Origin of the sequence: Candidatus Vondammii sp. HM_W22, assembly GCF_022530855.2 — a bacterium.
GTDB lineage: Bacteria > Pseudomonadota > Gammaproteobacteria > Chromatiales > Chromatiaceae > Vondammii.
Window position 1 is genome coordinate 2316754 of record NZ_CP099567.1, and the last position, 19383, is coordinate 2336136.

Annotated in this window: 13 protein-coding genes, 7 pseudogenes and 1 riboswitch; of the genes and pseudogenes, 7 read left to right on the forward strand and 13 right to left on the reverse strand. The window is 50.9% G+C overall.

Translation table 11 applies throughout. The features are described from left to right. Positions 1-77: 77 nt before the first annotated feature. Both tkt and MN084_RS12815 read right to left on the reverse strand, forming a co-directional pair. Entirely contained in the window at positions 78-2066 is a 1989-nt protein-coding gene (tkt, locus tag MN084_RS12810) for a transketolase (RefSeq protein WP_241086121.1), read from the reverse strand. A gap of 514 nt (positions 2067-2580) precedes the next feature. Continuing rightward, entirely contained in the window at positions 2581-3135 is a 555-nt protein-coding gene (locus tag MN084_RS12815) for a thioredoxin family protein (RefSeq protein ID WP_241086120.1), read from the reverse strand. A 370-nt stretch (positions 3136-3505) separates the two neighbouring features. On the opposite strand from MN084_RS12815, the gene metK reads away from it, so the two are divergent. The 4 genes and pseudogenes from metK to MN084_RS12835 all read left to right on the forward strand — a co-directional run bounded on the left by metK (position 3506) and on the right by MN084_RS12835 (position 8540). Continuing rightward, entirely contained in the window at positions 3506-4672 is a 1167-nt protein-coding gene (gene metK / locus MN084_RS12820; protein WP_241086119.1) for a methionine adenosyltransferase, read from the forward strand. Between the two features lie 75 nt (positions 4673-4747). Next, a riboswitch (S-adenosyl-L-homocysteine riboswitch) is annotated at positions 4748-4826 on the forward strand. A 15-nt stretch (positions 4827-4841) separates the two neighbouring features. Beyond that, positions 4842-6245: an adenosylhomocysteinase gene (gene ahcY / locus MN084_RS12825; protein ID WP_241086118.1), complete on the forward strand. Its 1404-nt coding sequence runs from the start codon at positions 4842-4844 to the stop codon at positions 6243-6245. A gap of 110 nt (positions 6246-6355) precedes the next feature. Further along, entirely contained in the window at positions 6356-7285 is a 930-nt protein-coding gene (gene metF, locus MN084_RS12830) for a methylenetetrahydrofolate reductase [NAD(P)H] (RefSeq protein WP_241086117.1), read from the forward strand. A 98-nt stretch (positions 7286-7383) separates the two neighbouring features. After that, a pseudogene (locus MN084_RS12835) lies at positions 7384-8540 on the forward strand (IS256 family transposase). A 35-nt stretch (positions 8541-8575) separates the two neighbouring features. Here the strand turns inward: MN084_RS12835 and MN084_RS12840 are convergent. After that, positions 8576-9501, reverse strand: a pseudogene (locus MN084_RS12840) (IS3 family transposase); the annotation flags it as partial. Positions 9502-9593: 92 nt separating this feature from the next. Between MN084_RS12840 and MN084_RS12845 the strand changes: the two are divergent. Next, positions 9594-10187, forward strand: a pseudogene (locus tag MN084_RS12845) (IS256 family transposase); the annotation flags it as partial. A 287-nt stretch (positions 10188-10474) separates the two neighbouring features. Here MN084_RS12845 and ubiA read toward each other — a convergent pair. The 3 genes from ubiA to recG all read right to left on the reverse strand — a co-directional run bounded on the left by ubiA (position 10475) and on the right by recG (position 14101). Next, on the reverse strand, positions 10475-11380 hold the full coding sequence (gene ubiA / locus MN084_RS12850) for a 4-hydroxybenzoate octaprenyltransferase (RefSeq protein WP_241086116.1): 906 nt from the start codon (positions 11378-11380) through the stop codon (positions 10475-10477). Next, entirely contained in the window at positions 11380-11952 is a 573-nt protein-coding gene (locus MN084_RS12855; RefSeq protein WP_241086115.1) for a chorismate--pyruvate lyase family protein, read from the reverse strand. The genes ubiA and MN084_RS12855 overlap by 1 nt, the downstream gene beginning before the upstream one ends. Positions 11953-12022: 70 nt before the next feature. Then, the gene (gene recG, locus MN084_RS12860; protein ID WP_241086562.1) at positions 12023-14101 is read right to left on the reverse strand and encodes an ATP-dependent DNA helicase RecG; all 2079 of its coding nucleotides are present in this window, start codon (positions 14099-14101) and stop codon (positions 12023-12025) included. A 227-nt stretch (positions 14102-14328) separates the two neighbouring features. On the opposite strand from recG, the gene MN084_RS12865 reads away from it, so the two are divergent. Continuing rightward, entirely contained in the window at positions 14329-14658 is a 330-nt protein-coding gene (locus MN084_RS12865; protein ID WP_241086114.1) for an MTH1187 family thiamine-binding protein, read from the forward strand. Positions 14659-14673: 15 nt separating this feature from the next. Here MN084_RS12865 and MN084_RS12870 read toward each other — a convergent pair. After that, positions 14674-14820, reverse strand: a pseudogene (locus MN084_RS12870) (integrase core domain-containing protein); the annotation flags it as partial. Between the two features lie 104 nt (positions 14821-14924). Between MN084_RS12870 and MN084_RS12875 the strand changes: the two are divergent. Continuing rightward, positions 14925-16165: pseudogene (locus tag MN084_RS12875) on the forward strand (IS256 family transposase). Between the two features lie 29 nt (positions 16166-16194). On the opposite strand, the pseudogene MN084_RS12880 reads toward MN084_RS12875, so the two are convergent. The 6 genes and pseudogenes from MN084_RS12880 to MN084_RS12910 form a co-directional block, all read right to left on the reverse strand. Continuing rightward, positions 16195-17136 (reverse strand): annotated as a pseudogene (locus MN084_RS12880) (IS3 family transposase); the annotation flags it as partial. 347 nt (positions 17137-17483) lie between these two features. Continuing rightward, on the reverse strand, positions 17484-17870 hold the full coding sequence (locus tag MN084_RS12890) for a RidA family protein (RefSeq protein ID WP_241086112.1): 387 nt from the start codon (positions 17868-17870) through the stop codon (positions 17484-17486). 123 nt (positions 17871-17993) lie between these two features. Beyond that, positions 17994-18281, reverse strand: coding sequence for a hypothetical protein (locus MN084_RS12895; protein ID WP_330178085.1), 288 nt, complete (start codon positions 18279-18281; stop codon positions 17994-17996). After that, positions 18271-18540, reverse strand: a complete 270-nt coding sequence (locus MN084_RS12900) for an HlyD family efflux transporter periplasmic adaptor subunit (RefSeq protein WP_241086110.1) — start codon at positions 18538-18540, stop codon at positions 18271-18273. Before MN084_RS12900 ends, MN084_RS12895 begins: the two co-directional genes overlap by 11 nt. A gap of 46 nt (positions 18541-18586) precedes the next feature. After that, positions 18587-18898, reverse strand: coding sequence for a hypothetical protein (locus tag MN084_RS12905; protein ID WP_241086109.1), 312 nt, complete (start codon positions 18896-18898; stop codon positions 18587-18589). A gap of 113 nt (positions 18899-19011) precedes the next feature. Continuing rightward, positions 19012-19255: pseudogene (locus MN084_RS12910) on the reverse strand (HlyD family type I secretion periplasmic adaptor subunit); the annotation flags it as partial. Between the last annotated feature and the right edge of the window lie 128 nt (positions 19256-19383).

The window sequence follows — 19383 nt, forward strand, 5'->3', positions numbered from 1 at the left end:
TACGCTCCATTAATATTTAGCTTGCTAATAACTTTATCTACAGGGCACCCGAAGAGGCCCTGCAACGATTGCTGGATTCAGGTGGATACTTCGTCGATAGCGCTGACGACATTATCCACGGTGAAGCCGAATTCCTCGAACAGCTGGCCGGCTGGGGCAGACTCACCGAAGCGGTTCATACCAATCACCTTGCCGTTCAAGCCGACATACTTGTACCAGCCATCGGAAACTGCTGCTTCAACAGCTACCCGGGCAGTCACGGAGGCAGGAAAAACGGACGCTTTGTAGGCATCATCCTGTGCATCAAAAGCAGAGGTGTTTGGCATGGATACCACGCGTACCTTCTTATCGGAAGCGGCAGCAGCTTTCACCGCCAGATCCACTTCGGAACCGGTGGCGATAACAATGGCGTCTGGAGTACCGTCACAATCAACCAGCACATAACCGCCCTTGGCGATATCAGCAATCTGTGCATCACTTCGCGGCTGATGGGCCAGGCCCTGACGCGAGAAGATCAGACAGGTTGGGCCATCTTTTTTCTCTACAGCGCATTTCCAGGCTACAGCAGTCTCAACTGCATCGCATGGACGCCATACATCCATATTCGGAATCATACGCAGAGTCGGGATCTGCTCTATTGGCTGATGGGTAGGACCATCTTCACCCAAACCAATGGAGTCATGGGTATAGACGAAGATAGACTGAATCTTCATCAGTGCTGCCATCCGCAGTGCGTTGCGGGCGTACTCTGAGAACATCAGAAAAGTCGCGCCGTAAGGTACGAATCCACCGTGGAGCGAGGCACCGTTCATTATCGCCGACATGCCGAATTCACGCACACCGTAAGAGAGATAGTTACCATCGGCATTGCCCTCATTGATCGACTTACAGCCGGACCAGAAGGTCAGGTTGGAGGGGGAGAGGTCGGCAGAGCCACCGAGAAACTCCGGCAGTAACGGACCAAAACCGTTCAGTGCATTCTGGGAAGCCTTGCGAGTGGCAGGAGATTCAGCCTTCTCGTTGACAGAGGCGATAAACTTGGCCGCCTCTTCCTCCCAGTTGGCGGGTAGGTCACCAGCCGTACGACGCTCATATTCAGCAGCCAGCTCAGGGTATTCAGCCTTATAGGCTGCAAACTTATCAGCCCAGACAGACTCAGCTGCGGCACCCACCTCTTTGGCATTCCAACCGGCATAGACCTCATCGGGGATCACGAAAGGACCGTGAGCCCAATCCAGCTGCTCGCGGGTCAGTTTGATTTCATCATCACCAAGTGGAGCTCCGTGGCAATCGTGGGTACCAGCCAGATTCGGGGAACCGAAACCGATGATGGTCTTACAGCAGATCAACGTTGGCTTGTCTGTGACAGACTTTGCCTCTTCAATCGCCTTGTTGAGTGCATCGGCGTCATGGCCGTCCACACTCCGTATCACATGCCAGCCGTAAGACTCGAAACGCATGGGCGTATCGTCGGTAAACCAGCCATCGGTATGGCCGTCGATCGAGATACCATTGTCATCCCAGAAGGCGACCAGTTTCCCCAGACCCAGAGTACCGGCAAAGGAGCAGGCTTCATGGGAAATACCCTCCATCAGACAGCCATCGCCCATGAATACGTAGGTGTTGTGATCGACGACCTCATGTCCCGGCTTATTGAACTGGGCGGCCATGGTCTTCTCGGCCAGAGCCATGCCCACGCCATTGGCAATACCCTGACCCAACGGGCCAGTGGTGGTCTCTACGCCTGGAGCATAACCATATTCCGGGTGGCCCGGGGTTTTGGCATGAAGCTGACGGAAAGATTTCAGATCATCCATACTGAGGTCGTAACCGGTCAGGTGAAGCAGGGAGTAGATCAACATGGAGCCATGACCGTTGGAGAGAACGAAGCGGTCACGATCGGCCCAATCCGGATTGGCCGGGTTGTGTTTCATATGGCCGTTCCACAGTGCCTCAGCGATATCGGCCATACCCATCGGGGCACCAGGGTGACCTGAGTTAGCTTTCTGCACCGCATCCATACTGAGAGCGCGGATGGCATTAGCAAGTGTTCTGCGTGAGGACATGATCCCTCCTATTTATATAGTTAAAACTGGTTAGAAGTTCTTTCTCATCCAGGTTCTGCCACTGGCAGACCCGGTGTTAATACATAAAGCATACCTTCGATCTCGTGATGCATTTTGGGACGTCCTAGCCCCCAAAACGCACCCGATCTTCGACAGATCTATTATTGCCCCATCCGCCCTGCGGGGGAGCGTCTTTTATTCTTCAGGCTCCCTCTCCCTGCCCTGCCCTGCCCTGCCCTGTAAATTGACAGTTGCCGGGGCATTTCAACAAGCAACAGCACCTGCTTCCGTCGGTAGTCGTATTGCCTGCCCAAGAGGCAAAAAAACTTACATCTATAAGGATATTCAGTGCCCACTGAAAAGGGGCCTATTCTTACCCTATCGCAATTCTTGGGGCAAGCCAGGTCACTTTATGAGGGTAAAAAAAACCACTTGGCAATTTTATAAAAAACTGATACCTATCACTGCTTAACAAATCATCAACAGACCATTATTGTGCGTCGCACAATAAATATTACTCCCGCCACTTGATGGAGCAACCGATGCTCGGGATCTGGGCATCCGGCCCTTTGCCGGTCTCAGACACCTGCTTCATCGCTTCAAAAAGGTCTCTGCGGACATCTTCAGCCGCCGCTTCCTTCCGACTCTCATCCAGGCGACCACGGTACCGGAGTTGCAGCTCACCATTGTACCCGAAAAAGTCCGGTGTGCAGACAGCGCCATAAGCTTTGGCCACCCGTTGCGACTCATCCAACAAATAGGGAAAGGGAAAGTTCAGTTGTTCAGCTATCTTCTGCATATTCTCAAACGAGTCCTCTTCGTAGTAAGTCGAATCATTCGACATAATAGCCACACAGTTGACTCCAAGCCCCTTCAATTCCCTAGCATCCCGCAGAATACGATCAATAACCGCTTTTACGTAGGGGCAGTGGTTACAGATAAACATCACCAGAAGCCCATTTTCTCCGCGACACTGTTCCAGAGTCCAAGTTTTGCCATCCACGCCGGGAAGAGAAAAATCAATGGCAGGAAGTGCAAAATCACACACCGGAGTTTCGAGTGAGACCATAAACTACTCCTTCTCAGGATTAAACAAATTGATAAAAAGGGGATCAAAATGCCAGCATCAGCTAATAAATGCTACCCTTAATTTATTAAGGTTCCATGACTAGGGGCACTCAAGTGCTACATAACCGGAAAGAGTGGTCCAATGGCTAAACCGCTTCATAATCCTGCCTCGAAACAATCGGAAACCGATCATGACCTTGACTTGATATGTTGACAATTCCAGGAGTATGCGCATAATCTAGCCACTGCGCCGATTTGATATCAGATTGCGGGCGCGTTACAAATGCGGCTAAAGCGTCAGACCGGTCACTATTTCGGAAAACCCGCCTTAGCTTTTGTCAGGCGGGTTTTTTATTGGGAATTTATTAATTATGAGCGATTACATATTTACCTCCGAATCAGTATCGGAGGGACATCCGGACAAAATGGCGGATCAGATCTCTGACGCCGTACTGGATGCCATCCTCAAACAGGACTCCAACCCGGAACATGCCCGGGTTGCCTGCGAGACCATGATCAAGACAGGGGTTGTCATTGTCGGCGGAGAAATAACCACAAATGCCTGGGTCGACCTGGACGAGGTGGTGCGTAAAGTGATCTGCGATATCGGTTACACAAGCTCCGATGTGGGCTTCGATGGCAGCACCTGCGCCGTCATGTCGCTGATTGGCAAGCAGTCGGGGAATATCGCTCAGGGTGTTGACCGCTCTGCCCCTGAACAACAGGGCGCGGGTGACCAGGGCCTGATGTTCGGCTACGCGACGAATGAAACAGAGGTGCTGATGCCAGCCCCCATCACCTACGCTCACCGACTGATGGAACGCCAGGCAGAAATGCGCCGTGATAACGTGCTGCCCTGGTTGCGCCCCGATGCCAAGAGCCAGGTCACCTTCCGCTACCGTGAAGGTAAGGTCGTCAGCATTGATGCCGTGGTGCTCTCCACCCAGCACGACCCTGACATCAAGCACGAGCATCTGGAAGAGGCGGTGATGGAAAATATCATCATGCCGGTTCTTCCCTCCGAATGGCTGCATGAAGATACCCGCTACCATATCAACCCCACAGGCGCCTTCATTATCGGCGGCCCGGTCGGCGATTGCGGCCTCACCGGTCGCAAGATCATCGTTGACACCTACGGTGGCGCTGCCCGCCATGGTGGCGGGGCCTTCTCCGGCAAAGACCCATCCAAAGTGGATCGCTCTGCAGCTTATGCCGGGCGCTATGTGGCCAAGAATATCGTTGCCGCCGGTCTGGCCGACCGCTGCGAAATTCAGATCTCCTACGCCATTGGGGTGGCAGAGCCCACCTCCATCTCCATCGATACCTTTGGCACTGCCCAAATCGATGGAGAGAAGATAGCTGACTTGGTACGGGAGCACTTCGACCTGCGTCCCTTTGGCATTATGCAGATGCTGGACCTAATCAAGCCGATCTATCAGAAGACCGCTGCCTATGGCCACTTCGGCCGCGAAGAACCTGAGTTCAGCTGGGAGCGGACCAATAAGGCTGATCTGCTGCGAGAGGCTGCCGGCCTCTGAGATTTAATGAACCATCTCATTCCCACACGCTACGTGGGAAGGTGTACACCGAAATAATTCTTTAACTCATTCCAGCTGGCTGAGGAGCGTTGCAACAGGTGATTTTCCTGCCAGGCTTAGCGAGCTGATCCACAGTAAACGGCGCTTAGTTTTTTCGGAGACTAAAACCATGACTGCCACTTTAAATGACTATAAAGTTGCCGATCTCTCCCTTGCGGATTGGGGTCACAAAGAGATTGCTATCGCCGAAACAGAGATGCCCGGCCTGATGGCACTGCAGGAAAAATACGGTAAAGAAAAACCCCTGAAGGGTGCTCGTATCGCCGGAAGCCTGCATATGACAATCCAGACCGCCGTACTGATCGAGACCCTGATTGAGCTGGGAGCCGAAGTTCGCTGGGCGTCCTGTAACATCTACTCCACACAGGATCACGCCGCCGCCGCTATTGCGGGTCTGGGCATTCCAGTCTACGCCTTCAAGGGAGAAACCCTGACCGAGTATTGGGAGTACACCCATAAAATCATGGAATGGACCGATGGCGGCGCCCCGAATATGATTCTTGACGATGGTGGTGATGCCACCCTGCTGCTCCATCTCGGCGCCAAAGCCGAGAAAGATATCAGTGTACTCGACAACCCAACCAGTGAAGAAGAGATCGTACTCTACGCCACCATCAAGGCTCGGATATCGGTACAACCGAACTGGTACTCTGACACCTTGAAAAATATCCGGGGTGTTACCGAGGAGACCACCACCGGTGTTCACCGCCTTTATCAAATGGCCAAAAGCGGTGAACTCGCCTTCCCAGCCATAAATGTCAATGATTCAGTCACCAAATCGAAATTCGATAACCTCTACGGCTGCCGGGAATCCCTGGTCGATGGCATCAAGCGTGCCACTGATGTGATGATTGCAGGCAAAATTGCCCTGGTCCTAGGTTATGGCGATGTGGGCAAGGGGTGTGCACAATCCTTGCGTGGTCTGGGTGCTACCGTATGGGTTACGGAAATCGATCCCATCTGTGCCCTCCAGGCAGCAATGGAAGGCTACCGGGTCGTAAACATGGATGACGCCTGCAGCGAGGCTAATATCTTTGTCACAGCCACCGGTAACTACCGCGTCATCAACCATAATCACATGGCAAAAATGAAGGATCAGTCCATCGTCTGCAACATCGGGCACTTTGACAACGAGATCGATATCGCCAGCCTCGAACAGTACCAGTGGGACGAAATCAAGCCCCAGGTGGACCACATCATTTTCCCCGACGGCAAGCGTATTATCATGCTGGCCCAGGGCCGGTTGGTAAATCTAGGCTGCGCCACCGGCCATCCCAGCTTCGTCATGTCCAACTCATTCACCAATCAGACACTAGCCCAGATGGAGATCTGGAACAAGGGTGACCAATACGCCAATAAAGTTTACACCTTGCCAAAAGAGCTGGATGAGGAAGTGGGCCGACTGCACCTCAATAAAATCGGGGCAAACCTAACCACGTTGACCAAAGAGCAGGCAAACTATATCGACGTGCCTGTGGACGGTCCCTACAAACCGGATCACTACCGTTATTAATAATCTGGAAACAGTGTAGAGATGTACGCCTTCTTTAGGTGGTTTATAGGGTGCGATAACAAAAGCCCGATATGCATCATCCATCATTATCAGTTTGATTGAGTACTGGCATGGAATCACAGAAAAAATTTACTCCGACTTTCAGTCTTGAACTGTTTCCACCCAAAACCGAAACAGGGATGGAGAGGCTGCAAACAACCGTCAAAAAGCTTGTAGCGATTAATCCGGGATATATCTCGGTCACCTACGGTGCTGGCGGCTCCACCCAGGAGCGGACCTATGAGACGGTTGATTGGCTGGTATCTCAAGGTGTTGAGTGCGCCCCCCACCTATCCTGTATCGGCAGCAGCCGGGAAGAGATCGATGAGATTCTCACTCGCTATAAATCACAGGGTATCAGGCGCATTGTCGCCCTTCGCGGAGACCTTCCTTCAGGAGCAGGACTCAGCGGGCTTGGCGACTTGAACTATGCCAACGAATTGGTAGCGCAGATCAGACAGTCGTTTGGCGATTACTTCCACATTGAAGTCGCCGCCTATCCTGAATTTCATCCACAGGCTCTGAGTGCCGAGGCAGACCTCTTCAACTTCAAACGTAAAGTCAAGGCGGGAGCAAACGCAGCCATTACCCAATATTTTTTCAATGCTGAAGCCTACTTCCAGTTCGTCGACTCCTGTGAAAAACGGGGGCTAGATATTCCCATCGTTCCAGGCATTATGCCGATCACCAACTACAGCAGCCTGTCACGCTTTTCAGATGGTTGTGGAGCAGAGATTCCACGTTGGATCAAAAGACGGCTGGAAGGTTTTGGCGACGATATCAACAGCATCCGTGACTTTGGAATCGATGTCACCAGTAACCTCTGCCGGGAACTACTGGAGCATGGCGCACCGGGACTGCACTTCTACAGCATGAATCAGTCAGTGCCCGTCCTCAGGATCTGGGAAAACCTTGATTTGAACAAACTATCGTCATGTAAGAATGCAGAAAACGCGAAAAAGCATAGAGTTCGCAGAGAAAGGTGTTCAGGGAACCTCTAAAAAACCGACAAGGGCCAATAGTCTTAGCAAATCGGGAGAGCCCGAGACTGTCCTGAATTCTGTGTAACTGCCTATCATTAAACCCAAACAAGGGGACGATCGACAAGAAAGAGCTCCAGGCGATAGCCCAGGCGGCCGCTAAAAACATCAAAACTGAAGAAGATCTCAACGAGTTTCGGCAAATGCTGACCAGGATCACGGTCGATGCAGCCCTCAACGTTGAACCGGATGATCACCTTGGCTTTGCCAAGCATCAACAACCCGAAGCGAGTAATAGCCGCAACGGCACGACCAGCAAGACCTTGCAAACGGAAGATGGCCAGTTTGAACTGGATACCCCGCGAGATAGAGCAGGCAGCTTTGAACCTCAGCTAGTTAAGAAGCACCAGCGTCGATTTACCTCAATGGATGACAAGATCCTCTTCTTGTATGCCCAAGGTATGACAACCCGCGAAATCGTCACGATATTCAAGGAGATGTATGGGGCCGATGTCTCTGCCACACTCATATCCAAAGTCACTGATGCAGTTATCGAACAGGTTGTTGAATGGCAATCTCGCCCCCTGGATGCGATTTATCCTATTGTTTATCTGGACTGCATTGTCGTTAAAATCAGGCAAGACAAGAAAGTGATCAACAAAGCGATTTACCTCGCTCTGGGCGTTAACCTGGAAGGCCACAAGGAATTATTAGGGATGTGCCTATCGGAGAAAGTGAAGGATATTTTGATTGCCTGTGTCGAAGGCTTAAAAGGCTTTCCTGATGCCATCAACACGGCCTTTCCGGATACCCAGATCCAGCTCTGTATCGTGCATATGGTACGGAACTCGATGAAGTACGTGCCTTGGAAAGACTACAAGCCTGTCACGGCTGATTTGAAAAAGATTTACCAGTCCATCACCGAGGAAGAAGCCTTATTGGCGCTGGATAAATTCTCTGACCGGTGGGACAACAAGTACCCCCGGATCAGCCGCTCCTGGCGTGCCCATCGGCAGAATATCAACACGCTGTTCAGCTACCCGGAGGACAAACGAAAAGTGATCTGCACGAACAACACCATTAGCCGCTGAACAGCGTCATTCGCAAAGCGATCAAAAAGCGGAAATTGTTTCCAACCGATGACTCGGCAAAGAAGGTAATCTATCTGGCAATCCAGGCCGCATCGAAAAAGTGGACAATGCCAATCCGTAATTCGAAACCAGCACTGAATAGATTTATGATTGAGTTCGAAGAACGCTTAGCGGTATATAGTTAACCCAGGCAGTTACACAGAAAACTTTACAGGCTCGATTTATCGTTTAAGCTTTCTACAAACGCATTCTGAGTAGGCTTACCTGGCTGAATAAAACCTAGCTTAACGCCACTTTCTTTTTGCCAGTAGAACATCGCCTTGCTAGTAAACTCAGTACCGTTGTCGCAGATTATTTGATCCAGAGCGCTCCTTAGCTCAATCAGCTGAGTTAAAAAACGAGCGACCTGGTGACCATTGATCGAGAAGTCAGAGAGCTGGCCAATAACTTCTCTTGAGTAATCATCAATCACATTAAATACTCGAAAGCGGCGACCATTAGCCAACTGATCACTAACAAAATTCATTGACCAGCGTATATTTTTACCAATGGGCATAATCGTTGGCATTCTTGGTCGTATTATCTTCTTGCGTTTTTTAGTCCTCACTTGAAGACCTTCTTCGTTATAGACTCGGTAGGTCCGCTTCTTGTTTTTCACAAGCCTCTCACCTCTCAGGAGGCCATGTAAAAACAAATAACCATAACTCGGATGCTTCTTTGCTAACTCAAGTAACCGTTTGCGTAGAGGCTCATCTTTTCCCCATTGAGTAACGTACCGAAAAGCGGTTCTACTTAAGCCTACTAATTGGCAAGCTCTACGCTCACTTAATTTGAACCGCGACTTAAGGTAGCTCACGATTTGTTTTCTATCAGCAGGCTTTACCACTTTTTTGAGAGCACATCCTTCATCGCCTCAGCTTCAAGCATTTTCTCGGCAAGTAACTTCTTAAGCTTGTTGTTTTCGCTTTCAAGCTCTTTGAGCCGTTTGGCTTCTGAGACATCCATCCCGGCGTGCTTGCTTCGCCAGTTATAAAAGCACCCGGTTGAAATGCCGAACTGACGACAAATGTCATCAACTTTTACCCCTGACTCATGCTGCTTGATGGCACCAATAATTTGCTCTTCGCTGTAACGCTTCTTCTTCATGTTGAGATCTCCTAATATACAGACTAATTGGAAATCTCATCCTTATCATGGCTCTATTTTTGGGGGAAAGGTCAATGGTGTACGGGAATCCGCGGGAGGTACTGTTAAAACGGAAGTCACGCGGACTCACCCCGCCAAAATTGGCGATCGGTGACGGTGCCATGGGATTCCGGGCTGCGCTGGAGGAAGTGTATCCGGAGATGCGCCAGCAGCGCTGCTGGATGCACAAGACCATGAACGTGCTGAACTGCCTGCCAAGGTCAGCTCAGCCGAAAGCGAAGCAGGCACTGCATAACATCTGGCAGTCGGAGACCCAGGCCGATGCGGAAAAGGCCTTTGATCTGTTTATCAAAACGTATGAGCCAAAGTATCCGAAGGCTGCCATCTGTCTGCACAAAGACCGAGAGGAGCTGATGGCTTTCTATCAATTTCCTGCGCAGCACTGGCAGAGCATTCGAACCAGCAATCCGATTGAATCCACCTTCGGAACAATCCGTCATCGAACCAGGCGTTCCAAGGGCTGCCTATCGCGTGACGGCATGCTACACATGATGTTCAAACTCGGCCTGTGTGCCGTGAAGAAGTGGAGACGATTACGGGGTTTCGATTACCTGGCGAAGGTGATAACCGGAATCAAATTTAAAGAGGGTGTTGAGGTAGCAAGAGTCGATCAGGTCACCGCTTGATTCAACTGGCTAAACACCAGATTTGACTATAACTCCGTGGAAATCGATCCGAACGTGATATCCTAGCCTCGTACCAACCCTATGTCCACATGGATGATTGGGATGAAGAGGTGACCAAGTGGGAAGAGCGCAAGCAATCTACTGCCTCCTGAGACTAATATCTGCAGGCATTAAAAAAACCCCGAAATTCGAAAGAACCCTCCGGGGTTTTGTTTTTTTACAGCAACTCAACTCGGGATAAATCTTTACGAAGGTTTACCAGGGGTTGCAGGGCGATTCAACACTTATTACACCATCAGATAATCAACCAACAGACCGATAAAGATCACTATCCCCAGGAGATTGTTATTCTGAAAGGCGAGAAAACAACCCTTTGGATCACACTCTCTGATGAGATGCTGCTGGCGAAGAAACAGCAGTCCGGCAACGGCAATACTGGTGTAGTAAAACCAGCCGAGCCCCACTTTACTACCGGCCAGCAGCAATAGTCCCAACATGGAAACCTGCAGCAGACCAATCATAATACGGTCATACTCACCAAACAGAATAGCTGTGGATTTCACACCAATTCTGATGTCATCTTCCCGATCCACCATGGCATACTCAGTATCGTAGATCAGCGCCCATATGACAGCTGCAAGATAAAGCAGCCAGGCAACAGGGGGGATTGTTTCCGTCAGCGCCATGTAGGCCATGGGCACGGCCCAGCCAAAAGCCATACCCAGCACCAACTGAGGCAGATGGGTATAGCGCTTCATAAAAGGATAAAGGGTTGCCAAAATCATCGCCACAATTGACATCAATACTGTTTCGACATTGAGCAACAACACCAGACCAAATGCGATCAGACTCAAGACGGCAAAAACTGCCAGTGCCTCTTTGGGCTTTACCCGCCCCATTACAATAGACCGGTTACTGGTACGCTTCACCTTGCCATCAAAATTCCGGTCTGCGTAGTCATTAATGGCGCAGCCGGCGGAGCGCATCAGTGCGACCCCTAAAATAAAAATGACCACTACACCCCAGCGCGGCTGCCCTTCACCGGCTATCCACAGAGCCCAGAGCGAAGGCCACAGCAACAGAAAAATACCAATGGGGCTGTCCAACCGAACCAGTTTTATGTAGTTGGAAAGCCGCCTCATCATAGGGGAAGGGCCATGATTCAGCTCGACCTTTATTTGTGGTTGATTCATCAGGAATTCCCGATCGCCTCCGGCAAAAAGATCTCATTCACAAGCAGAGGATGTCCGGCAAGATGAAACAGGGTCCGCCGCCCCCATATCTCATTCCTCTTCCAGGCCTGACCCTTTGTGGCAACGTCGTACAACCTATGCTGCTTGGAGAGCCGGGCCATCTCAGTGGTCCCTCTGGTCATTCGGGGGTCTGCAAACAGCACCTCACCTAGTGGCTTTTCACCCAGCATGGATAATCGGCGCGCAGGACCACGCAGGCTTCGGGCAGGAATCAAGGTACGTGCAAAAACCCAGGGCGTTCCATCACAGATCAGCTCAACTTCACGAACAATGGCAATCTCACCCATGTTCATTCCCAGCAATCGCTGCTCACTGTAGAGAGGACGCCCCCATTCCTGCCGCAGCAAACGAACTCGAAAACTTTCTTTGCAGACGGATTTCAGCCGAGCCGTAAGAGACCCTGTATCTCTCAGCCAGCCCTCAATATCAGCCGGTACCCGATAGAAACGCAGTTGCTGCCACTCCGCCCAACGGAGCTCCTGACCCGATCGATTGTAATTGATCTGTTTCAACAAAAGACTCTGTAAAAATCAAAACCCCATTATCGCTGATTTTAATCACCCTTTCTCCCTCTCTCGACCCTCAGGCATCGATATATTGCTGCTTCTCCCCGATCCAACGTCTCAAAAGCAGTCTAACCCGCTCTGGAGAACGCTGCAACAGTTGCTCCGCCGCCCCCTTCGTTTCTTCCAATAGCGATTGATCGCGCATTAAATCTGCAATACGGAACTGCATCTCCCCTGTCTGTCGGGTACCCAACACCTCACCGGGGCCGCGCAGTTCCAGGTCCTTCTGGGCTATAACAAAACCATCGCTGGTCTCACGCATGACGCCCAGGCGCTCCTGGGCATTTCCGGAGAGAGGTGGATGATACATAAGCACACAATGACTCTTCTGAGCCCCACGGCCGACGCGTCCTCTTAGCTGGTGTAGTTGTGCCAGCCCCAATCGCTCCGGGTTCTCTATAATCACCAGACTGGCATTGGGCACATCCACACCAACTTCGATAACCGTGGTAGCCACCAGAAGATTCAGTTCACCTGACTTGAAAGCCGCCATCACGGCCTCTTTCTCGGCAGGCTTCAACCGCCCATGGACCAAACCTGTCTTCAGTTCTGGCAATGCCTCTTTTAGCAACACCGCCGCATCCTCTGCCGCCTGGCACTGCAGCACTTCCGACTCTTCGATCAGGGTACAGACCCAATAGGCCTGCCGTCCCTCCAGGCAGGCATTACGTACCCGTACCACCACCTCATCACGGCGTGAATCAGAAATGACCACCGTCACCACCGGCTTTCGCCCTGGCGGCAACTCATCGATTACCGATATATCCAGATCCGCATAGGCTGTCATCGCCAGTGTTCGTGGAATGGGGGTAGCCGTCATAATTAACTGGTGGGGTACTCTCCCATTTTGCCGCCCCTTCTCCCTCAAGGCCATCCGCTGATGAACGCCAAAACGGTGCTGCTCATCAATAATCACCAGACCCAACCGATCGAACAGCACATCCTCCTGAAACAGTGCGTGAGTACCCACTACGACCCTGACGGTGCCATCGGCTATCTCCTTCAGCACCTTCTCCCGAGCCTTGCCTTTGTGCCTTCCGGTAAGCCATGCCACCTCCAGTCCCAGAGGCTCCAGCCACACTCTGAAACTCTGCAGATGCTGCTCTGCCAACAACTCAGTCGGCGCCATGAGCGCAACCTGATGACCGGCCTCCACTGCCTGTATCGCCGCCAAAGCGGCAACCACTGTTTTTCCAGACCCGACATCACCCTGAACCAGCCGCATCATTGGGTGGTGCAATCCCAGGTCATGGTCTATCTCCTCTACCACCCGTTGCTGTGCTTGGGTCAATGTGAACGGCAGCATCTTCAGAAATCGTCTTCTCAGCTCACCTTTTGCAGCCAGAGCAGGCGCATCGATACGCCGCTGTCGCTGACGCATCACTCGCAGGCTCAGTTGGTGGGCCATCAGCTCCTCAAAGGCAAGTCGCTGTTGCGCCGGGTGCAGTCCCTCCAGCAACAGATGCTGGTCGGCATCCGGTGGCGGGCTGTGGAGATAGCGAATAGCCTTTGCAAGATCCTGTAACTTGAAGCGGTTGAGAATTTCATCGGGAAGCCATTCAGGTAGCGTATCTTCCCCCAGAAGGGCCAATGCTTTTTCCGTCATGCCTCGCCATGTCAGCTGATGCATGCCATCAGTAGTTGGGTAGACAGGCGTCAGAGACTCCTCCATCGCCGAATCATCTATTCTTTGATACTCAGGGTGAACTATTTCAAAACTCGCCGGGCCATTACGAACCTCTCCGAAACAGCGCAATCTGACACCACGGGAAAGGTTTGCTTTCTGGGCTGCAGAGAAGTGAAAAAAGCGCAGCGTGATAGACCCTGTTCCATCCGACAATCTGATCAAGAGGGAGCGACGGCGGCCAAAACGAATACCGGCAGCATCAATCACGCCCTCCACCACCGCCTGATCACCCGGTCTCAAGCTGCCCAGAGGCATAATCCGGGTTCGGTCCTGGTAGCGGAAAGGCAGGTGAAAAAGGATATCCTGAACTGTCATAATACCGATCTTGGCCAGCTTCTCCGCATTACGGGGACCAACCCCCTTTAATGCTGTAACGGGCGTTGCATCCACCCCTTGTGCTGTTGGCATATTTTTCAAACCCGGGCCTTTTGAAATTACCATCGGAGATCTATCAGCAACCTACCTCCCGATAAAATAAAACCAAAAGCGGGACTGTTAGAGTGTTATTTCTCACCTTAAACCTACACTATATATAGAATAACGATAGAACAATGCTGTTCGTAGTACTATTAATGCTGTTCGTAGTACTATTGATAGAGACATTCAGAATGTCTTCAGATAAAGGAGTATACCAAATGTCAGTCCTCTTGGAATTTGCCATGTTCCCCACCGACAAGGGAGAAAGCGTCAGCGCCTACGTAAGCCAGGTCATCAAGATGATCAGAGAGAGCGGCGCAGATTACCAGCTCACCCCTATGGGCACCATCATAGAGACGCCAACACTGAAAGATGCCATGGCGCTGGTTGAAAATGCCTATGCGATACTGGAAAAAGCCGGGTGCAACAGGATCTACTCTTCACTCAAGCTCGATATCCGGATTGGTAAAGAGAACAGGCTCAAAGGAAAAATTGCCTCTATTCAGGAAAAAATAGGCGATGTTGTAATCCCCCCATTTATAACCTGAGTTTTAAATAGAGGGTTAAGCTGCCTTTAGCAGTTGCCTCGTAGGTACTCCTCCAATGGCCATATGTGGCTTTTCGTTATTGTATTGCCAAAGCCACTGAGTGGCTAATAACCGGGCATGCGCAATGCTCTCAAACAGGTGCATGTCCAACCATTCATGCCTGAGTTATAACTGAAAGTGTTGTTTGAAAGGAATTGAAAAAGAGCGGGGTATCTGGTTGATTTGTTGTTGCGAGACATCAAAACAACCATTGGAGATACGCCACCATGAGTAAGAATAACGTTGTTAAGCTGGCAGGTCGAGATACGATTATCGATCCGCTGACAGAGTTGCCGAGAAGCGGTGCAGAGCAGTTGATCTACCAGGCGGTGGAAGCCGAGCTGCTGGCGGAGCACGTCGAGCGACGGACAGAGGATGGCAAGGTGGGTGTGGTGCGTAATGGTCACCTGCCAGCTCGTAAACTGCAGACAGGATTGGGGCCGGTCACGGTCAAGATCCCCAAAGTTCGCGCGAAGACCGGCAAGCTGGTGACGTTCCGATCAGCTCTGGTGCCGCCGTATGTACGCAAGACGAAGTCACTGGAAGCGGCGCTGCCGTGGCTCTACCTGAAGGGGATTTCCAGTGGAGAGATGGGGGGAGCCCTGAAAGTGCTGGTGGTTCCGGATGCAACAGGCTTGTCGGCCGGCAGGGTATCGCGTCTGAAGCAGGTCTGGGCAGAAGAATATCGGAGCTGGTGCGAGGAGCGCCTGGATAAGGACCATTGGGTGTATATGTGTGGGCAGACGGTGTCTACAGCGGACAGAGAGCAGAGCAGACGAAGCTGTGTGCCCTGGTGGTGATCGGCGTGAATGAGCGTGGTGAGAAGCATTTTCTGGCAATTGAGGATGGTGTACGGGAGTCCACACAGAGCTGGCGGGAGGTACTGTTGAAACTGAAGTCACGCGGACTGACCCCGCCCAAATTGGCGATCGGTGACGGTGCCATCGGATTCTGGGCTGCGCTGGAGGAAGTGTATCCGGAGACGCGCCAGCAGCGCTGCTGGATGCACAAGACCATGAACGTGCTGAACTGCCTGCCAAGGTCAGCTCAGCCGAAAGCGAAGCAAGCACTGCATAACATCTGGCAGTCGGAGACCCAGGCCGATGCGGAAAAGGCCTTTGATCTGTTTATCAAAACGTATGAGCCAAAGTATCCGAAGGCTGCCATCTGTCTGCACAAAGACCGAGAGGAACTGATGGCTTTCTATCAATTTCCTGCACAGCACTGGCAGAGCATTCGGACCAGCAATCCGATTGAATCCACCTTCGGGACAATCCGCCATCGAACCAGGCGTTCCAAGGGCTGCCTATCGCGTGACGGCATGCTACACATGATGTTCAAACTCAGCCGGTGTGCCGAGAAGAAGTGGAGACGATTACGGGGTTTCGATTATCTGGCGAAGGTGATAACCGGAATCAAATTTAAAGAGGGTGTTGAGGTAGCAGGAGTCGATCAGGTCGCCGCTTGATTCAACTGGCTAAACACCAGATTTGACTATAACGCTTCATGCCTCGCTGTGCGGTTAAACCGCTCAATACAGGCATTCTGTGTCGGCTTACCCGGTTGGATATACAGCAAGGTAATTCGGCGCATTCGCCCAGTTCACCAGGGTTTGACTAGGATACTCTGGCCCGTTGTCATACCGCAGTGCCGCTGGTTTTCCACGCCACTCAATGATTTGCTCTAGCGCCCGAACCACGCGCGATGAGGTAGTGATAAATCCACTTCAATTCCCAGCCCTTCACGGTTGTAATCATCCATCACATTGAACGTAAGGAAGTGGCGCCCACCACGAAGCTGGTCTGACATAAAATCCATCGACCAGACTTGATTCTTTGCCTTGGGCACATCCAATTCCCCGGGATAATCCCGTTTGATCCGTTTTCGGTGCTTAATCCAAAGGTTAAGTTCTAACTCCCGATAAATGCGATACCCCCGCTTGTGGTTCCAGCCATAGCCTTTCACATTGCGTAGATACAGAAAGCACAAACCAAAGCCCCAACGCTTGTGCGTTTGTCTCAGTCGCAATAGCCAATCGGCCTGTTTTCACTAGAGTATTTAGCCTCATATCGGTAACAGGTCTGACTGATACCAAAAGTAATACAGGCTAAACGGATACTGATACCATCACGGCTCACGGTGTGCTTCGCCATCCCCCTTCGACGAGATGGCGCTACAACTTCCCTCAAGGGCTTCCTGTCGCAGTTCCGCTTTGATCCGCTCTTCTGCGTACATCTTCTTAAGTCGGGCATTCTCAGCACGTAGATCTTTGACCTCTTTCATCAGGGAGGCATCCATTCCACCGTATTTGGTACGCCACTGATAAATCAGTGGCGTGCTAACCCCGTGCCCGCACGCCAGCTCTGACACCGAAACACCGGCTTCGTGCTGCTTCAAGATGGACAAAATTTGACTGTCCGAAAACTTCGATTTCTTCATAAAAACTTCCTCTGATTAACATCATAAAAGTCTCTACTTAAAAACTCGATTACTTTTCGGGGGGATTACAACGTCTCTGTATAACGATGAAGACCCAACGTGCAGATCACAATGAAAATCCGAGGGCGAGGTACTTATGAAATCACCCGAGAAATAGTGCAGATCATTGCTCAATCGGGGATCGATACAGGCCTCTGCCATATCTTTGCCACACCAGTGCGTCCCTCACCTTGTGTGAAAACGCCAATCCATCAGTACGCAGGATCTGGCAAAGAATTTATCTCTAGGAGCACCGCAAACCCTCATCCTCATCACCGATTCAAGGAGACAATGCAAGGCACGGAGCCTTAACCACCCAGATCTAGCTCCGCATCCATCTCAACACCGGCATCTTTAGGCAGCGACGCCACACCGATAGCAGCGCGAGCTGGATAGGGTTCGTCGAAATACTCTGACATCACTTGGTTAACAACCGGGAAGTTAGAAAGATCGGTAAGAAATACGTTCAGTTTAACCACGTCTTTGAAATCGCCCCCCGCAGCCTGAGCTACCGCCTTGAGGTTATCGAACACTTGGCGAATCTGGATTTCAATATCGCCTTCAACCATCTCCATGGTTTCGGGCACCAGGGGGATTTGCCCTGATAGGTAGACAGTGAGGCCCACCTTGATCGCCTGGGAATAGGTTCCAACAGCCTGAGGTGCCTTGTCGGTGCGAATAATCTCGCGTCCCATGGTAATTCCTTAACCGTTAGTATCAAAATATGAATAGAATATGAAGTTTATCCCTTATTCTGTTTATTTCAATCCCCAACTAGCGCCCGTCTGGAAACTCATGAGGCTCCACAAAGAGGGCACCTATCTTTCTTGCAGGGCATTTTGCTGAGTCTTTAATATTGGTTTCAGCAGATAATCCAACACGCTCTTTTTCCCGGTCAATATATTAACTTCAGCCACCATTCCAGGCATAATCGGGAGAGGTTTTTTTGCTGTACCCAGATAGTTTTTTTCAGTTCTGACTCGGATTTTATAATAACTCTGATTCCGCTCTATCTGATCTTCTATGGTGTCTACACTTATCCCTTCCAGAGTAGCCTTCAGCCCCCCATAGATAGAAAAGTCATAGGCGGTTATCTTAACCATCACATCCTGATCCAGAGTGCAGAAAGGCAATATCGGAAGGCCTGATTTTCGCTTCAACAAGCAGATTGTCTTCAATGGGTATAATTCCCACCAGATCCATCCCCGGCTTAACCACACCGCCAACGGTATTGATCATCACCTGTTTGATTATGCCTTTAACAGGGGGGGAGCGCACCTCTGTACGCCTTACCTTATCTTTGGCCCGTGTCAGGATTTCCCTAAAGGCTTCAATTTTTGAATTGACCTCTGACAGCTCATTCAAAGCCGTATTTCAAGCCATCACCCCTTTCGGATAGACGCTGTCTTGCCTAGGAAATAGCCGCCTTTGAGCGGGGAATAGAGAGGCGTGTCGCCTCCATTGTGCCCTTTATATCATTAACCTCACGTTGCAACTTCAGGAGCTCTACTTTGGAAGCAGCACCTTCTCCCACCAAGGGCTGCACGATAGTAACCTGCTCTGCAGCCGATGCATAGCTAACTTGTAGCTGCTGCTCTCTTCGCCTCAACTCAACAAGTTCTTGTTGCTTCTGACTAAGCTGACTGCGCAACACCCCCACCCCCAGGCTTGAATCAAGTTCGATCTTTCGTGATAAATAGCGTGTTTTTTCACGTTGGATCAACTCAGCATAATCTTTCTCGCCACTCTGGGTCAGAAAACTGAAATTGAGTTTTCTACCCTCTCACTCTGCCCTCAGCCGCTCGGCTCTTACCAAGTGGCTGTGGTAGGCATTGTTGTTTTCACGAAAATCGGCACTAAAACGTGTATCATCAATGCGCAGCAAAATATCTCCCTTCTGAACGGTCTCACCCTCTCTGATCAAGATTTCGGCAACAATACCCCCTTCCAGATTTTGAACAATCTGCGGATGACCTGATGGAATAACTTTTCCCTGGCCTTTAGTCACCTCATCAATCTCGGAATAGTAAGCCCAAGTGATCAGAGTAATAAAGAAAAGCACGACAACCATAAGCAGTATACTGTAGGCGAACCGAGGCCCCTGCAAAGCAGCCGACCTGAGATCGGACAAAAATTCTGCATCACCGTATTTAACCTTTGGCGTTTGCCTCCTCATTGGACCTTCTTATTCCAATTTCCTACCGGCAC